We start from the raw sequence: 17,694 nt of genomic DNA, 5'->3' as shown, positions 1-17,694 counted from the left end.
TTGGTCGACCACGGCCAATTTAAAAGCGAGGGAATAATCCCGTTGAGTTCGTTTGGTTGTTGATTTCATTACACTCTCCAAATAAAGATTGAAAAGTGTCAACGCTATTTAGGACGGGTCATTTTTAACTAAAAAGGCGCATTGAATGCGCCTTTTTGCTATCTGCGATTAAGGAATAAAAGTATCAGGCCTGAGATTGAGCCAACAGTCTGGATAAGGTCACTTGCGTCTCTTTACCTTGCTTATCTAAGAGGATGATCTGGCCATCTTTATTGGCAAAGTCGAGGGTGAGGCTCGCCTGAGCATCGGCCGTTGTCCAAGATAAGGTTAGTGTGCGTTCCTTTGATGCCATCGTAAAGCGGCCATCGAAGGCTGGGCTGCTATTACGCAGTTTAATCAGCTGAGTCAGCGCCTTAACGACAGGTTTCTGTAACGCTTGCTGCACTTTTTCACGGTTCAAGTAAGGACGATTAATATCGCGCCCGACATGGGTTTGGTTGAGCAGTGCCATATCATTTGGAATCGCCAGCAGACCCGCGTAATACACCTGCGGAATACCCGGAGCGAAAAATTGAATCGCCCGCGCCATCAAGTAATCTAAGTCATTCTGGCCGAGGGCATCGTAATAGGTGCAGTTGATCTGATACAAATCGACGTTACTCGCAGCCGCACCTGTGGCCTGTAGACTCTCGCCCTTGCTATTGCCGTGTATGGTTTCAACCAGATTATCGATTTGATTTTCGGTTAATAATCCGCGTAGGCCATCCATGGGGCCGACATCGATAATGCCGATGCCGTCGTGGGTGTCGAGTACGGTAATGCAGTTGCGCGGCGCCATTTCGAGCCAATGGGTCAAGGCTTGGCAATCTTGGCTAAACAGGGTGTGCAAGATGAGCGGTGGCAGGGCAAAGTCGTACACCATGTCGACCCGCTTGGCGATCTCGACCTGAGTCATATGGTGCGAATGGATTTCGGCTAAGGTTGTCATGCCTAACTCATTGGCTTGCTGGGCTAATTTATCCACAAACTCGAAGGACTCTTCAATCATAAAGCAGCTAGTGCCGGGCTTTTTAATCGCATAGCCCGCCGCATCTAAGCGGATCAGATTCACTTTACTGTGGTCGAAACGTGCCAACACTCGGTTTAAATAATCTTTACCCGCGGCCGAGTGAACATCGATATCGATTTGATTGCGGGTAAAAGTGGTCCAAAATTCTTCGGTCGAGCCATCGGCTAAGGTGTAAGTGCTGAAGCAACTGCCAGGGCGTGGACGATAGATAGCGGCTTGATCTTGCTCGCTTAACCCTTCAGGAAATACCTTGTCTTTGGTTAAAAATAAATCCCAGTAAGCCGATTGTTTGCCGTGCTTGAGCACGTCTTTAAATTCTGGCGACTCGGCGGACATGTGGTTAACGATAAGGTCGGCCATGATGTCATAGTCGTCACCAATGCGTTTAACGTCATCCCAATTGCCTAAACGTGAATCGACTTGCACATGGTCTATCGGATCGAAGCCCGCATCGCTGCCGTCAATGGGAAAATAGAAAGGCAAAAGATGTACGCCGCCGAATAGATCTTGCAACTCGTCATCGAGCAGCGCTTTAAGCTCCTTGAGCCCGGCATTGGTAATCCTGTCGACATAGGTGATCAGTTGCACTTGGTTTTTCATACTTTGCCCACGCTTGAGTTGTCTTTTTAGAGTAAAGGTTTATGGCAATCGTTAATTGATTGCACAACTAAACTTAATCGATTAAGTTGTATATTTAACCAATATGAAACATTATTCAAGTGGTTTGTTGGATTTTTGAGTTAGTCTCAAGTTTTGGGGGAGGCTGGCTCACCGCTGTACACAAAAGCCGAAATCCTTTCAGTATGCTGTCACTAGCCCCTGAGAGGGAGTAGGTATAATAACGATAAGGTGAAATGGTATGGTTAATGATTCAAAAGGTTGCGATAACCGCAACCACACCCGTATCCGGGTACTCACATATTTGATGTTTTTCATGTTCGCAATGACCTCAGATGCCGTGGGCGTCATTATTCCTGAGTTGATATCCCAGTTTGGTTTGTCTATGTCGCAGGCCAGCGCGTTCCACTATATGCCGATGATTTTTATCGCAATTAGTGGACTGTTCCTAGGCTTCTTGGCGGATAAGATTGGGCGTAAGTTGACCATCCTATTGGGGCTATTATTATTCGCACTCGCCTGCTTCATGTTTGCGTTGGGGGAATCTTTTTACTATTTCCTACTCCTGCTCGCCCTTGTGGGTTTGGCTATTGGTGTCTTTAAAACTGGCGCACTCGGGCTTATCGGCGACATCTCGACCTCCTCAAAACAGCATTCGAGTACGATGAATACGGTGGAGGGCTTCTTTGGTGTCGGCGCCATGATAGGGCCGGCCATCGTCAGTTATTTACTGATCAGCGGCGTCTCTTGGAAGTATCTGTATTTTGGGGCGGGTTGCTTCTGTTTAGTGCTGTGTTGGTTAGCTTATCGGGCGGATTATCCACAAATTAAGCGTTCTTCGACGGACGCCATTAACCTTGCCAGCACCTTTAAGATGATGAAAAACCCTTATGCATTAGGGTTTTCACTCGCGATAGGCTTATACGTTGCCACCGAAGTGGCGATTTACGTGTGGATGCCGACCTTGCTGCAGAGTTATCAAGGCGATTACACCACGCTTGCGGCATATGCCTTGAGCATCTTCTTTACCTTGAGGGCGGGTGGGCGCTTTTTAGGTGGCTGGGTGCTCGACCGCTTCCCTTGGCAGCAAGTGATGTTCTGGTTTAGCTTCGCGATAAGTGCTTGTTATCTTGGGTCAATGATCTACGGTATTGAAGCCGCTGTCGTCTTGTTGCCCTTGTCTGGGCTATTTATGTCGATGATGTATCCCACGCTTAATTCTAAGGGGATTAGCTGTTTCCCCGTGGATCAGCATGGCTCTGTGGCTGGGGTTATCTTGTTTTTTACCGCAGTGTCTGCAGCCGTTGGGCCCTTGTTGATGGGGTTAGCGGGCGATATCTTCGGCCATGTTAAATATGGCTTCTACCTCGCCACTGGTTTTGCCATTTTGTTGTGCCTCCTGAGCGGATTTAATCTCGTTAAAGATCCTTCACGCCATGTGTTAACTTTCGATGCGCACTAATTTGGGCCGTGACAGAAAATATTTTTCTGTCACATTTCTTTAATTAATCAATACGTTGACTTAATAGATCCTGAGTGCGAACCAAAACTGTGCAAAAAATGCACTTGCTTTTTGTTATTAAGTTGCTAACTTGTTAACTTAATCGATTAAGTTGGTTGCGGCTTAAGTTCAGTATGATCTTGAACAATCACTAAGATGGTTTTTCGATTAACAACAATTCGGTAGGTGTAGCCATGGGGAGAGTGGGCTGCATCTCAAATATGGGTGGGGACATAAAAATGATAAAAAGCACATCACAGAAATTCTTGTTAAGTACATTGGCCGTGTTGGTGAGTTCTCACCTCTGGGCCGTTGAAGCACCTCAACAGGAAGAAGCCAAGCAAGACGCGTTAGGTTTAGAAAGAATTACAGTGACTGGGGTTGCCCGCGGCACTCGGGTTATGGATTCGAGCGTGTCCGTCAGCAGCGTGTCACTCGCCGAGCTTGAGGTGAGCACACCACGCTCATCGGCCGAGGCATTTCGTATTATTCCGGGGATGAAGGTTGAATCTACGGGCGGTGAAGGTAACGCTAACATTGCCGTCCGTGGCTTACCTGTGGCGTCTGGTGGTGCTAAGTTCCTGCAAATTCAAGAAGATGGTTTGCCAATCCTGCAGTTTGGCGATATTGCCTTCGGTAACGCCGATATCTTTTTACGTCTAGATTCAACAGTGCAAACCATTGAATCTATCCGTGGTGGCTCGGCATCGACCGCGACCAGTAATGCGCCCGGCGGTATTATCAACGTGATCAGTAAAACGGGCTCCTCTGATGCGGGCAGTGTTTCTACGACCTTAGGGCTAGATTACGATACATTCCGTACCGATTTTGAATATGGCACTAGCATCAACGACAGTCTGCGTTTCCATGTGGGTGGTTTTGTGCGTACGGGTGAAGGCCCACGCGACGCCGGCTATAACGCCAACAAAGGCGGCCAGATCAAAGCTAACTTAACCAAAGAATTTGATAAGGGTTATGTTCGCCTGTATTTCAAACATTTAGACGATAAAAGCATTGGTTACTTGCCTATGCCTATGTACTCGGATGGCAGCTCTATCCCAGGCTTTGACGCTAAATCCGATGCGATTCAATCCGCTTATTTCCAATCAACCTTGAGCTTAGGTGCCGATGGCGAACGTCGCCGTGGCGATATGCGCGATGGCATGAATCCTGTGGTTGATTCTGTGGGTTTAGAGGCGTCCTTCGATTTAGGTAACGATTGGCAGGTAGAAAACCGTTTCCGTTTCTCCGATGTGAGCGGTAACTTCATCGCGCCATTCCCCGCCGAAGTGGCGAACGGTAGCGATATCGCGACCAGTATTGCAGGCAACGGCGCTAAGTTGATTTACGCCAATGGACCAAATGCGGGCAATCCTATGGATGGACTCGCCATGCGTATCCATACGTTCGACGTCAAGATGAATGACTTTGGCTCAATCGTAAACGACTTCAAATTGACTAAAACCTTCGACGATACCAGCGTGACTTTAGGTTATTACAATGCGGTGCAAAACATCAGCATGGCCTGGATGTGGAACTCCTATCTGATGGAAGTGAAGGGTGATAATGCCGCGTTATTAGATGTGGTTGCCGCCGATGGTACGGCGTATTCCGATAATGGCCTCTATGGTTATGGCGTGCCTTACTGGGGAAATTGTTGCCAACGTAATTACGATACCGATTACAGCATTAAAGCGCCTTACCTCGCGTTAACCTCGAGTTTGGGTGACTTGTCCCTCGATGCCAGTGTGCGTTATGACAGCGGTGATGCCAGCGGTTATTACGCAGGCGGTGTGCAATCGCAAGTGGATATGAATCTCGATGGGGTGATTTCAATCCCTGAGCAGAGCGTGTCTTCCATCGACAATGCTAACCCTCAGCCAGTCAACTACGATTGGAGCTACACCTCTTACTCATTAGGTGCTAACTATCAATTTTCCAGTGACTTAGCTGCCTTTGGTCGCTTGAGCCACGGTGGCCGCGCCAATGCCGACCGTCTGTTATTTGGTAAGGTGCGTGCCGATGGTTCGGTGGCGAAGGAAGATGCGGTTGATATCGTTGACCAGTACGAGTTAGGTGTTAAGTACCGTTACAATGATCTGTCTGTGTTTGCGACGGCGTTCTACTCAGAAACCGAAGAGCAAAACTTTGAAGCCACTAGCCAACGTTTCTTCGACCGTAAGTACAAAGCGAAAGGTATCGAAATCGAGTCGGCCTATTTTATCGGTGACTTTGACTTTAGGGGCAACTTAACTTGGACCGATGCTGAGATTGCTAAAGATGCATTGACACCAGAAGTGGTGGGTAACACCCCAAGAAGACAGGCTGATTTTATCTACTCTTTGATGGGCCGTTACAACTTTGACCAAGGTTCAGTGGGCGTTAACTTAATTGGTACTACGGATGCTTATGCTCAAGATAATAATGATTTAAGTTTCGACGGCTACAACCAAGTGAATGCCTTTGCGACCTACAATCTGACCGAGGCCATGAGTGTGTCCTTAAACGTCAACAACTTGTTTAATGCCACGGGTATTACTGAAGCGGAAGAAGGTTCAATCCCAGATAACAATATCATCCGAGCCCGTACCATTAATGGCCGCACAACCAGCCTGACGCTTAAATACGAGTTCTAAGTTGATGTTGCTACAGAAACTGTTTTTACAGAAAAAATGCTAAACCCAAAGCAGCCCATGAAAGTGGGCTTTTGGTTTGATAACAGAATACAAGGTGGGAGTAAAAATGACAGTATTACTCAGTTTCGGTGAAGTGTTAGTGGACTTGCTGCCAACCGACGCCACGGGCAAATATCATCAGCCGATTGCGGGTGGCGCACCCGCCAATGTGGCCGTGGGTTACGCTAAACTTGGCGGTAAGAGTTATTTTGCTGGTGGCATCAGCGCAGACCAATATGGGGTCATGTTAAAACAAGCCTTAGCGGAGCAGGGCGTGGCGACCGATTATCTTGCCGAAGTGCTAGGCGCTCCTACGGCAACTGTGCTGGTGAATTTAGATGAACGGGGTGAACGCACCTTTGAGTTCAATCGTGATGGCACCGCCGACATGCGCTACAGCAATCAGCATTTCGACAATATTCCATGGCAGGGGATTGATATTTTTCACCTTTGCTCTAATACCTTTACCGAAACCGCCATCTTTAACACTAGCCTTTATGGTGCGCGTTGTGCCGATGCGTTCTCAACCTTAGTGAGTTTCGATGTGAATCTGCGTTTATCCCTGTGGCAGGATCCGTCCTTGCTAACCGAGCGGGTGGAGCAGTGTTTTCGTTACACTCAAGTGTTGAAAATGAGTCGTGAAGAAGCGGATTATTTAGCACAGGCAAGAAAAAACAGCTTTGAAGATTATTTACAGTTCTGCCTTGCCCAAGGGGTTGAGGTAATTTTGATCACCGATGGCGCTAATCCGGTGCAGTGCATTACGGCGCAGTGCAGGTTTAGCGTCCCAGTTCCCAAAATATCAGCCGTCGATACTACTGCTGCGGGTGACAGTTTTATCTCAGGTTTTCTGTTCGCCTTAGGCTTAGACTTGGAATACGATTTAGCGTATTTAACCTTGAAACAAAGGCTCGAAAGTCAAGCGCACTTAGAGGCGGCGGTGGTATTTGCCACTCGCTGCGGCGCGATTACCTGCGGGCAAAAGGGCGCGTTCCCCTCCTTACCCACACTGGCACAGGTTAGCTAAGCGTTACTGCATTCACCAGAAAATCCAAGGTGAGCCTATGGCGTTTGCCTTGGATTTTATGTCTTTTATATTTTCTGCCCGCCGTTTTTCAATAGCATAGCGCGAGCCAAGTCACGTTTTAGTCGCCCCCTTTATCGAGCATTTATGCTATTTTAGCTGCGACTTATGGTCGAAGCTGCATTGGTTTCTTCCATGCTTGATGTCGACATTTTTTTCGGCATGGTTTTATTTCAACATCATTGGGGATGTCCTATGAGCAAAGCAAAAATCGGTATTGTGACGGTAAGCGATCGCGCCAGCGCGGGGATTTATGAAGATATCTCAGGCAAGGCGATTATCGACACGCTAAGCGACTACCTCACCAGCGAGTGGGAGCCGATTTATCAAGTGATCCCCGATGAGCGAGATGTGATTGAAGCGACACTGATCAAAATGGCCGACGAGCAGGACTGCTGCTTAATTGTCACCACCGGTGGCACAGGACCTGCGAAACGCGATGTTACCCCTGAGGCGACCGAAGCCGTGTGTGATCGCATGATGCCAGGCTTCGGTGAGTTAATGCGCGCCGAGTCATTAAAATTTGTGCCAACGGCGATTTTATCTCGCCAAACCGCAGGTCTACGGGGTGATTCGTTGATCGTGAACTTGCCCGGCAAGCCAAAATCGATTCGCGAATGTTTAGATGCCGTGTTCCCTGCAATTCCTTACTGTATCGACCTGATGGAAGGGCCGTATTTAGAGTGCAACGAAGCCGTGATTAAGCCCTTTAGGCCTAAGGCAAAATAGCTTTCACCGTTGTTCCCTATTAAACCCAGCCTAGCTTGGGTTTTTATGGTTTCTTGATTGGAGTGTGCCTTGATATTTGTTCGTGAGCAGTAGCGTAGAAATCCCGGTCGCAATAAAGAGCACGGGTATTGCCACAAAATGCGCGAAGGCGTTGGGGGCAATGCTGAAGTTTAACCAGAGCAATAGTGCCCAAGTGATGCCGAGTAGGCTCAAGGCCAGCGCTCGCTTAAGGTAGTTTATCGATGGCTGCGTCATAGTGTCATCCTTTCCTTTGGAAGTTTGAGACAGTCTAAAAATTCTGCAACGGGGCTTGAAGTGTCGTTATTGACAATTTAAGGGTGAGTAGTGACATTTTGCTAAATTGCACTAGACTCTAATCAATACTGGTGCGAGGGGGTGGAGATGAAAAGGATCACTATTTTTGCAACTAATAATACGGTTGCCAGCGGGATTATTGGATTTCTCGATGTGTTTAGCTTCTGCAATACCTACTGGCGGCGAGTGAATCCAGAGGCCAACGAAGACCTGTTCGAGTGCAAAGTGGTGTCGAGTCACGGCGGGGATATCATAACGAATCAAGGGATTAAAGTGCCTGCGATTGGGTTGAATACGCCGAGTGATATTCTGCAATCCGATGCGGTGATCTTAGCCTCGGCCATGGTGACCAATAAGAGTGAGTTCCAAACTTATCTCCATGATTTTGACCCTTTATTTGAGCCGTTGCGGTTATTCGCTGGATCGGGCAAACCCTTAGCGGCCTATTGCTCCGGCACCTTGATCTTGGCGGCGTCGGGTTTGCTCGATGGACGCGAGGCGACCACGGTTTGGTGGCTGAATGAAATGTTTCAGCGCCACTTTGCCAAGGTGAATCTACGCATGGACAAACTGGTGGTCTCCGACGGGCATGTGCATACGGCGGGGGCGACGACCTCGAACATGAGCCTCGCCCTGCATTTAGTGCATATTCTGGTGGGGGAACAGCTGGCAAGTCAGATGGCTAAAATTCTACTGATCGATCCTAATCGTCAATCCCAACAACCCTTTATGACGATGGAATTAATGGCATCTAGCCATAAGGATGAAGTGATTTGGAATGTGCAGCAATGGATGCAGCATCATTTAACCGAACCTCTGTTACTCGATGATATTGCTGATAAATTTGCCCTTGGTAAACGTACGCTTATCCGTCGCTTTAAGAAAGCCTTAAACGAAACCCCCGCCAGCTATGTGCAGCGTCTGCGGGTGGACGAGGCAAAACGTTTATTGGAAACGACCAGTTTAGGGCTAGAGGAAGTCGTCGTGCGGGTGGGGTATGAAGATGTCAGCTCGTTTCGCAAACTATTCATTCAGCTAACGAGCTTGACGCCTCGGGCCTATAGGCAACGCTTTAATACTCAGCAATACGAGTTTAATAGCGATAATTGCTGTGAGGCTGAGCTGCATTAAGCGCTATTTCAACGCCTCAATCTGCTGCGCTAACGAGTTATCTGTGGCGCTGTTATCTGTGTCAGTGACGATGCGCTCTAGGACTTGTACTCGCTCGACTAGCACCTGATTTTGCAGACTCAATTGTGTGAGTTTATCTTCAAGTTGCCGATGATTACCGCTACCCAGTTGGTGTATTTTCAAGTAATGCTTAAACATCTCGGTCGCGCTCACGCCGATGACAAAGGTCACCATAATGACCATTAACACGTATTCGTTTTCCATCACTGACTCCTTAACCCGATTTAAGGGCGCAGTGCGCCCTCTGCGGTTCGATAGTTTTATAATCCGAAGATGACCTTTTCACTCTTTAACGATTTTTCCATGCCGAACGCTAACACTATGGCGATGGCAAGTGTGCCCAGTGTTGATACCAACAACTGCAGCAAGTTCATGTCCTTGCCTTTAATAAAATCCATTAGCGCTTGCTGTTGGCCCGATACGGGCAGCCACTGCAGGACATCGGGTGCGATGTTGTAGCTGGCCGCCATCGACAGGGCTAAGGGTACAAACAGCACCATGGTTAGGTAGGATTGGGCTTCCTTAAAGGTTTTTGCCATAAAGGACACAAACAATTGCAGGCAGGCGGCCATCAGCGCGACTGGGATGCCGACCACTAACATCAAGGCGATAAACTCGCTGGTAATGCTGACACTAAAGCCGAGTTCCTGCCAAGGTACATAGGTATAGGCGATTTTCGATACCAACAGGATCAGCACTAATCCTAAGAGTGCAAACAGACTCACGGCGATGATTTTTGACAGCACTAATTGGCGAGTCGTCAGCGGATGGCTGAGTAACAGTGCTAGGGAGTTACGTTCACGCTCGCCGGCGCTGGTATCGATGGCCAAATTCATCCCTGAGATAAATACCGAGTAAATCATAGTGAAAATCGCGATACCTAAGATCATCCCACCCTTAGAGTCCGTGGTCGCTTGGTCGTGAATATTGACCTTAAGCGGCTGCATCACGCGGGGATCGATACCGCGGGCGATAAGGCGTAGGCTGCCCATTTCTGTGCTGTAGGCCTGTAGTTGTTTCTCGAGTCTGCGGATCGAGTTTTGCAGTTTTTCATCGGAGTTATCCGCAACGATAGTGATCTCGGCGCCTTTGCCTTGGTTCATCTGCGCGGCATAGTCTGGGTCGATGATAAGCTCTATGGCTTTAAGCTCACTGTCCTTCGTTTCACCACTGCTAATGCCTTTATTTGATAAAAAACGGACGAGATCCGGTGCCTTATCGGGATTTGTGATGGTGATTTTCAAATCATCGGGGCTGGTTAGCTGGCCAATTAACACTAAAAACAGGCCGCACATGATCAGCGGCGTGCCTATGGCGTAGTAGAGCCCCGCCATTACCGAGCGCTTATCACGGGCCGCATCGATGAGTTCCTTGCGAACCATGGCGATTATCTTATTCATGCTGTTATTCCTTTAACGGTTTTCTTAAATACCAAGCTTTTAAAGATCAATGTATTAATGGTTAAAGCCCGCGGGCGTAGTTGGGGTTGAGTCATCATGCCGCTATCCCTTCATCCGTGCCGATAAGTTGAATAAAGGCATCTTCGAGTGAGGCTTTACCCGTTTGGGCACAGAGTTCTGCAGGGCTGCCAATGGCAACGACGCTACCCTGTGCCATCACGATCACTTGGTCACACAGTGCGGCGACTTCCTGCATCACATGGCTGGAGAACAGCACGCAATGCCCTTGATTTTTAAGGTCGATAAGAATGTCACGCAGCAGGCGAGTGCTCATCACATCGAGCCCTCTAGTCGGTTCGTCGAGGATGATATTACTCGGACTGTGGACTATGGCCTGTGCAAGGGCGGTTTTCATCCGCTGCCCCTGGGAGAAGCCTTTGCAGCGGCGGTCGCTAATATCTTCGAGGCGCAATTTAGCAATCACTTGGCTGGTAGCCTCCTTGGCTTCGCTGGCGGATAAACCGCTGAGTTCGGCAAAGTAGCGGATATATTCCCGTGGCGTTAAGCGTTCATACAGACCGAAGGGGTCGGGGAATAGTCCGAGTTGTTGTTTAGCGCCGATAGGGTCGATGGCGACATCAATACCTTCAATTTCGGCCGTGCCCATATCGGGTTTAAGCAAGCCAAAAATAGTGCGTAAACAGGTGGTTTTACCCGCGCCATTAGGTCCGAGCAATCCCGTTATTTGGCCGTTTTGTGCGCTAAAGCTTAAGTCCTTGAGTGCCTGCACATCACCTATGCGTTTGGAAAGATTGGATACTTTGATCATGGCTTACTCCTTGGCCCCAGTGCTGGCGTTATTATCAGTCGTTTTTGTGCTGGTCACAGCAAGTGGCTCTACCGAGCTGGCATTCAAATAAAAGCTGCGACGCACATCTTTCTTCAAACATTCACCGTCGAGATCTTTGACCGAACCCGAGCGGACGAGATCGGCGATAAGGTTATTTGCGCAGGATTGATAGGCCACGCCGTGGGTCGCATAGGGCGCGATAAAGTGTTTAGCATTGGTGAGTTTTTCCATCGCCAACTCGCCCCAACTTGGCGGTGTGGCGGGGTCGATTTCACCGGATAGGAGTAAGGTCGGAATATCGCTGCCGATGGGCTCGCTAAAACTGGCATCCACAGCGGGGACTTTCCAGGCAGTACAAGTGGCTTCTAAGCCTTCGAGCATAGTTTTGCCCATAAAGGAGTGTTTAGCCTGCTCGCGCATTGCGGGGGTGATACGGTGCATATCTTCACCACAGACCACGGAGGCGTGCATGCCCATTGCCATGCCTGCATTATCTATGGTGAGGGCATAAAGCCCTAGAAGCGGTTGAAAGTTATTTTTAGCCGCTTGATGAATCGCATGGGGCACAAGGGCGCGCACATTGGTTTGATACAGCGCCATACGGATTGCGCCGTAAAACTTACCCCTCGTCATAGTCAAAATGGTCTTTTCACCCGTGACAGGGTCGGAGATATTTTCCGTTATCGGCGCGTTGGCGAGCGAGGCGGCAACTTGTTCAAACTCGGCTTTAAGCTCTGGGAACTGGGCATGGCAAGCCGCGGTTTCTTGGCAATCCTTAAATAATAACTCGAAGCCACGGTCAATCGATGCGCCAATTTCTAACACACTTTGCTGCATTGGCACTATGCCGTCTAAGGTCACAGTGGCTAAGTGCTCTGGGTATAGGCGCATATAAAGTTGGGCCATACGAGTGCCGTAGGAAATGCCATACACATGCAGTTTTTTGTAGTCTAAGTGTGCCCGTACGGCTTCGAAATCTTTGATTGCATTGAGGCTGCCGTATTGGCTGACATCGGCATCGATTTTAGCGAGGCATTTTTGTGCTTCGGCTAAGCTATCGACATTATCGTCATCGAAGGACAGGGCAGATTGCTCCCCTTGGTCACACTGCAATAGATTCGAACGGCCCGTGCCCCTTTGGTCGATAAGCAGGATATCCCTTTGCTGACGCACTTTGCTCAGCATGGCATTGAAGCCTGCGGCATTGTCTATGGCCGATTGTCCTGGGCCGCCAGCAATGGCCAGTAAGGCTTCCTCATGGTTGGTATTTTTCACCGCGGGCAGTACGGCGTAATGCACTTGGATCTGTTTACCATCGGGTTTGTTGGGGTTTTCAGGCACAGTCACAAAACCGCAGTCTAGACGATCCGATACGCCTTCCACATAGCAAGCGCCTGCCTTGTCTGTTGCTTTTATATCTTGTTTTTTTACATCACTCGCCCAAGTTGCCGTACTTGCCATCGCTAACAGGAGTGCGCTCATACTTAAGATGTGTGTGCTTAAGATACGAGTGTGCCAGGTGACCTTAGCGCTATGCCGTGGCCAAGTTAGCCCAGGGCGTTGAACGGCGTTGCTGAACTTCCTGTGTATCATAGGACCTTTCCTTTTTGCATTTCAGGACGAATGTGTTAATTTAAATACCAGTGTATCGGTGTATCAATGTATTAATACAGTGTGTAAAGGCTAATGTTAGAACTTTTAAATGTCAACCCCAGTAGTGGTGAACCCATTTATAAACAATTACACGAGCAAGTCGTGCGCTTAATTGTGGGTGGCCAACTGCAGGTGGAAGATGTGTTGCCCTCTGTACGCCAGATTGCCGAGCACCTCGCGGTCAATCCAATGACGGTCTCCCGCGCGATTCAGCAGCTTGTCGATCAAGGTTGGCTCGAACGCCGCCGTGGTCAAGCGACTCGGGTGGCGCCGCGAACCGAGGCTATGACATCGGGCGTGAGTCTGCTCGAACCCCAGCTCGATGCTTTATTATCTCAGGCTAAACAGTTAGGCGTTAGCCAAGTTGAGTTACTGAAATTGATCGACGAACGCTGGCAAGATTAGCCATCAACCCCAAGTAACGTATCGATAAATAGAATAAAAAGGATGACATTCGATGGACCAAGCGCATACCCCAATACTTGAATTTAGCCGAGTGAGCAAAGTCTTTCGCGGCAAAGGCGCGGGTGAAAAGTGGGCGCTTAAGGATTTATCGTTAACTCTGACGGCGGGCATGGTGGTTGGGCTGTTAGGACAAAATGGTGCCGGCAAGTCGACCCTAATGCGCTGCGCCTTGGGCATTTTGGCGCCGGATGTTGGCAGTATCACTACCTTAGGTGAAACGCCCGAAAATCTAACTTCACAGTTGAAGGAGCGTATTGGCTATGTTCCGCAGCAACCCTTTGGTTATGAAGGTTTTACCATTGAACGCGCCCTCGATTTACACCGCAGCTTTTATCCCAATTGGGACAGGCAGTTAGAGCAAGATTGGCTAGTACGGTTTGAGTTAGATGTCACCCAACAGGTGCAAAGATTATCTGTGGGGCAAAGGCAATCGTTAGCCTTGATTATGGCGATGGCCTATCGACCAGAACTCTTGATCCTCGATGAACCCGTCGCCAGCCTCGACCCCATAGTGCGACGTAAGTTTATGGTCGATTTATTCGATCTCGCCCTCGAATCCGGCTCTGCCGTACTGTTTTCATCCCATATCACCTCAGATCTCGAGCGGGTTGCCAGCCATGTGGCACTGATAAAACAGGGCGAATTGGTGCTATTTAAGGAAATTGATGCCCTGCGGGAAGAGGTGCGCTTACTCACACTCACGCCCGAAGCGGTATTGCCCGAGTCGATCACTGTGCTCAGCCGTGTAGGCGATTCTGTGCTGGTGGATTTGGGGGAGCATGGCGCGCCAATCGTGGGCGTGTTGAAGAATGAAGCCCTCAATCTGGAACAGCTGTTTATGGAGCTACACAGATGAGTGCGCCTGAAGTTAACCTTATGCCCGCAGCGACAACAAAAGGGGCACCTCAGAGGTTAAACCCGTTTAAGGGCATGTTGCGCCTTTGGTGTTTTGATATCGGTAGCGTGAGCTTTTTGGGTACTGGCTTACTGGGAATGGTCTTAGGTTGCATTACAGCGTTGCAGGGCAAAAGTGACAGTGCTGAACTGTTGTTTTCTATGGGAATCGTTTCAAGCTCGGCGGCGGTAGCATGGCAACTTATACGTTTGATGGCGAGCGAATGCGCCCAGTTAATTCCCCATTATCGCCGCCATATTTATATCCAAAGTGCAGTGGTGTTAACCAGCGTATTTGGCATAGGCGTTTTGTGCTGTTTGGCCTTGGGGTTAACTTCGAGCCTATCCACCTTAGTGTTGGCCTTGGTGATGAGTTTTGCCTTTATTTGGCTTTGTTTACTCAGCACTCAGTGGTTCTACGCTTCGTTTTTACTGTTTGTCTTAGTGCCATTTATCTCCTTGATGACGGCTCATACTCCCCTGTGGTTAAGCCTGATTGCGCTGGTGGTGTTAGGCGGGTTGATAATTCGTGTCTGCAGTGCTTTACCTTGGCGAGCAGAGGCGAGAGCGGTCTATCTCAACGGCCTCGAAATGGGCTGGTTTTGGCTGCCCAACCTGCAATCTATGCGCATCTTGAGTCGTTTCGAACGTTATCTGCATCCAACTAATTTCTTTATCGGCCCTATGCTGACGATTTTACTGCTGCTCATACCAGCAGTCTGCCTAGCGCTTGGAGTGTTATCGCACCAATTCCATCAGAATTTCCCTGTATTACTGCTGTTGGCACAGTTCAGCGTGATCATGTGTTCGCTGGTGCATTGGAGCCGAGTGCAGCGTTCGCGATCGACCGAAACCCTATTGCTGATGCCAGGGTTTGATGGTCGAAAAGGACTCATTGCGGCTTTTTGCCGTGGGCAGCAACGACTGCTGAATGTGGTGGTCGGCATTATGCTGGCCTGTAGTCTGCTGCTGGGTTGGCTCAGTGGTGATCTGAATATGCAGTTAGTGGGTCATCTGGTGCTCAGCACTTACTGGGCCTGCGCTTTGACCTTAGGTTTTGGTAGTATGTGTCGCCGAGTGTTGCATGTCACGCTCACTATGATGGTTGTCGCGGGACATTCCCTTTGGGTTTCCATCAGCCTTGCGTCTTTACGGGATGGCGGCAATCTAGGCGATTGGTTTATCTGGGATATGCTCTTAATGATACTTGGGAGCATAGTCCTGTTTTGGGGCAAGAAAACCCTCTGGAAGGGAGATGTCATTAGCGGCTAAACGGATATAGATTGCGATATTGGGGCTCAGTTTGCACAAGATTAGAGCAAAAACTCTTAGTTTTTGGCTGGCCTTCAGGTAGAATGCTGCAAAAGCGGTACACTTGTAAGCTAAAAGGTGAGTCACTTATGTCTCTCGAACAATATCATGTAATTCGACTCTTACAGCAGCAGAGCCAGTCCCTAAAGGATGCCATAGCGCTGGAAGGTTTTGAAATGGCTGCGCCTTGGCATAGGGTCAGCTGGCATGCATTCGATCACATCAGCAGCAAGATTGCACAGCTGTTGATTGAGTTTGGCGTACAAGTGCAAGACCGTTGCGTCATCCTGTCGCAAAATTGCCCCCAGTGGACCTGTGCCGATATAGGCACGCTTAAAAGTCGCGCCATTGTGGTGCCGATTTATCCCACTAGCACCCTCGAGCAGGCGAGCTTTATCGTTAACGATGCCGCCGCTAAAGTGATTTTTGTCGACGATGCTAAGCAATATGCTATGGCCTGCGAGCTGCAAAAATTATGTCCCAGCCTAGAGCAGATCATTGTATTCGATGCGAGTGTGACTCTGGCTACCGATAACGCCGAGCGCCATTGGCACTTAGACGCGTTGTTAGCGGGCGATGCTAAAGACATTAAGCAAGAAGTCGAGCTTCAGCAGCGTTTGCAGGCGGCCAATCTCGATGATTTATTGACCTTAATTTATACCTCTGGCACCACGGGCGATCCTAAAGGCGTGATGCTGGATTACCGCAATATGGCGTCAACCGTGCGTCAACATGATCAAAAACTGGCCTTCAGCACGGGCGATGTGTCCTTGGCTTTTTTACCCCTGAGTCACGTGTTTGAACGGGGTTGGAGTTTCTATGTGCTTTGCCGCGGTGGACATAACGTCTACCTGCAAAACACCCAAAGAGTGAAAGAGGCAATCAGTGCCGTGCGTCCACATACTTTGTGTGTGGTACCGCGTTTCCTCGAAAAAGTGTATAGCGCAGTGCAAGACAAAGTGGCTAAGTCCAGTGATGGCCGTAAAAAGCTGTTCGCTTGGGCGATGCGTGTGGGTGAGCGTCAGTTCGAGGTGGGTCAGGGCCGCGCTAAGGGCGGTTTATGGCTGTCGCTGCAATGGCAACTTGCCAATAAACTCGTCTACAGCAAGTTACAAGCTGTGCTGGGTGGTCGCTTAAAGTTTATGCCCTGCGGTGGTGCGGCGTTGGACGTGAATGTGGGCGCCTTCTTCCACGGGATTGGTATTCCGGTACTTTGCGGTTACGGCATGACGGAAACCAACGCGACTGTGACCTGCAATACCTTAGATAATCGAGTGCCTGGCTCGAATGGTCAGCCATTATTGGAAACCGAAATCAAGCTAGGCAAAGATGATGAGATTTTAGTCCGTGGCGCCACTGTGATGCGCGGCTATTACAATCGACCAGAAGACACCGCCGCCGCCTTTGAGGATGGTTGGTTAAAGACGGGTGATGCGGGGCGGATTGACGCTAATGGTAATTTATTTATCACAGATCGCATTAAAGAACTGATGAAAACCTCCAACGGTAAATACATCGCACCGCAAAGGATCGAAGGTACCGTGGGTCGTTGTCCCTTTATCGAGCAAGTGGCGATTATTGCCGATGCGCGTAACTATGTGACCGCCTTGATTGTGCCAGCGTTTGAGTCACTGGAAGCGTGGGCGAAGGAGAAAGGCCTCAAATACGAGTCGCCTTTAGAATTGCTACGCCATAGTCATGTGGTTGAGCATTTTGAACAACGTCTCAAGCAGTTGCAGCATGAATTGGCGGGTTTTGAACAGATTAAAAAGTTCACGCTGTTGCCAGAAGCTTTCTCGATGGAAGCGGGGTTAATCACCCCAACGCTCAAGTTGCGCCGCAAGATGATTTATCATAAATACGCCCACGAAATTAATGCTATGTACAACAACTGATTGTTAAGTCATTGTTACTAAAGGCTGCTGTTGCGGCCTTTTTT

15 protein-coding genes are annotated in these 17,694 nt (G+C 49.0%); 9 read left to right on the top strand and 6 right to left on the bottom strand.

What is annotated here, in order from left to right; genetic code table 11:
• Positions 1-184: 184 nt before the first annotated feature.
• Positions 185-1,669, bottom strand: a complete 1,485-nt coding sequence (gtfA, locus tag SOHN41_RS19230) for a sucrose phosphorylase (protein ID WP_007652267.1) — start codon at positions 1,667-1,669, stop codon at positions 185-187.
• A 259-nt stretch (positions 1,670-1,928) separates the two neighbouring features.
• Between gtfA and SOHN41_RS19225 the strand changes: the two genes are divergently transcribed.
• The 4 genes from SOHN41_RS19225 to mog all read left to right on the top strand — a co-directional run bounded on the left by SOHN41_RS19225 (position 1,929) and on the right by mog (position 7,676).
• Complete coding sequence (locus tag SOHN41_RS19225; RefSeq protein WP_007652266.1) at positions 1,929-3,149, top strand: MFS transporter; 1,221 nt, start codon at positions 1,929-1,931, stop codon at positions 3,147-3,149.
• A gap of 278 nt (positions 3,150-3,427) precedes the next feature.
• Positions 3,428-5,824 (top strand): TonB-dependent receptor domain-containing protein, encoded by a 2,397-nt coding sequence (locus tag SOHN41_RS19220; RefSeq protein WP_007652265.1) that lies wholly within the window; start codon positions 3,428-3,430, stop codon positions 5,822-5,824.
• A 106-nt stretch (positions 5,825-5,930) separates the two neighbouring features.
• On the top strand, positions 5,931-6,890 hold the full coding sequence (locus SOHN41_RS19215; RefSeq protein ID WP_007652264.1) for a carbohydrate kinase family protein: 960 nt from the start codon (positions 5,931-5,933) through the stop codon (positions 6,888-6,890).
• A gap of 252 nt (positions 6,891-7,142) precedes the next feature.
• Positions 7,143-7,676 carry a molybdopterin adenylyltransferase gene (gene mog, locus SOHN41_RS19210; protein WP_007652263.1) on the top strand — a complete coding sequence of 178 codons (534 nt, stop codon included), beginning with the start codon at positions 7,143-7,145 and terminating at the stop codon, positions 7,674-7,676.
• A gap of 30 nt (positions 7,677-7,706) precedes the next feature.
• Here mog and SOHN41_RS19205 read toward each other — a convergent pair whose 3' ends face one another.
• Entirely contained in the window at positions 7,707-7,931 is a 225-nt protein-coding gene (locus SOHN41_RS19205) for a hypothetical protein (RefSeq protein ID WP_007652262.1), read from the bottom strand.
• A 147-nt stretch (positions 7,932-8,078) separates the two neighbouring features.
• Here SOHN41_RS19205 and SOHN41_RS19200 point away from each other — a divergent pair, with 147 nt between their 5' ends.
• A complete protein-coding gene (locus SOHN41_RS19200) occupies positions 8,079-9,122 on the top strand; it encodes a GlxA family transcriptional regulator (protein ID WP_037459714.1) in 1,044 nt (347 codons plus the stop codon).
• A 3-nt stretch (positions 9,123-9,125) separates the two neighbouring features.
• On the opposite strand, the gene SOHN41_RS19195 is transcribed toward SOHN41_RS19200, so the two are convergent.
• From SOHN41_RS19195 to SOHN41_RS19180, 4 genes are all read right to left on the bottom strand, one after another.
• Positions 9,126-9,386: a hypothetical protein gene (locus SOHN41_RS19195; RefSeq protein WP_007652258.1), complete on the bottom strand. Its 261-nt coding sequence runs from the start codon at positions 9,384-9,386 to the stop codon at positions 9,126-9,128.
• Positions 9,387-9,442: 56 nt separating this feature from the next.
• Positions 9,443-10,582: an ABC transporter permease gene (locus tag SOHN41_RS19190; protein WP_007652256.1), complete on the bottom strand. Its 1,140-nt coding sequence runs from the start codon at positions 10,580-10,582 to the stop codon at positions 9,443-9,445.
• 94 nt (positions 10,583-10,676) lie between these two features.
• The gene (locus SOHN41_RS19185) at positions 10,677-11,411 is read right to left on the bottom strand and encodes an ATP-binding cassette domain-containing protein (RefSeq protein WP_007652254.1); all 735 of its coding nucleotides are present in this window, start codon (positions 11,409-11,411) and stop codon (positions 10,677-10,679) included.
• Between the two features lie 3 nt (positions 11,412-11,414).
• Positions 11,415-13,025: an alpha/beta hydrolase gene (locus SOHN41_RS19180; RefSeq protein ID WP_037459712.1), complete on the bottom strand. Its 1,611-nt coding sequence runs from the start codon at positions 13,023-13,025 to the stop codon at positions 11,415-11,417.
• A 93-nt stretch (positions 13,026-13,118) separates the two neighbouring features.
• Between SOHN41_RS19180 and SOHN41_RS19175 the strand changes: the two genes are divergently transcribed.
• From SOHN41_RS19175 to SOHN41_RS19160, 4 genes are all read left to right on the top strand, one after another.
• Complete coding sequence (locus SOHN41_RS19175; protein WP_007652250.1) at positions 13,119-13,490, top strand: GntR family transcriptional regulator; 372 nt, start codon at positions 13,119-13,121, stop codon at positions 13,488-13,490.
• 52 nt (positions 13,491-13,542) lie between these two features.
• A complete protein-coding gene (locus SOHN41_RS19170) occupies positions 13,543-14,406 on the top strand; it encodes an ABC transporter ATP-binding protein (RefSeq protein ID WP_007652249.1) in 864 nt (287 codons plus the stop codon).
• Positions 14,403-15,716 carry a hypothetical protein gene (locus SOHN41_RS19165; RefSeq protein ID WP_007652247.1) on the top strand — a complete coding sequence of 438 codons (1,314 nt, stop codon included), beginning with the start codon at positions 14,403-14,405 and terminating at the stop codon, positions 15,714-15,716. The genes SOHN41_RS19170 and SOHN41_RS19165 overlap by 4 nt, the downstream gene beginning before the upstream one ends.
• 128 nt (positions 15,717-15,844) lie before the next feature.
• The gene (locus SOHN41_RS19160; protein WP_007652244.1) at positions 15,845-17,650 is read left to right on the top strand and encodes an AMP-dependent synthetase/ligase; all 1,806 of its coding nucleotides are present in this window, start codon (positions 15,845-15,847) and stop codon (positions 17,648-17,650) included.
• The last annotated feature ends 44 nt before the right edge of the window (positions 17,651-17,694 follow it).

The sequence above is a fragment of the Shewanella sp. HN-41 genome (assembly GCF_000217915.1).
GTDB lineage: Bacteria > Pseudomonadota > Gammaproteobacteria > Enterobacterales > Shewanellaceae > Shewanella.
This window is presented reverse-complemented; position numbering and strand designations above follow the sequence as displayed.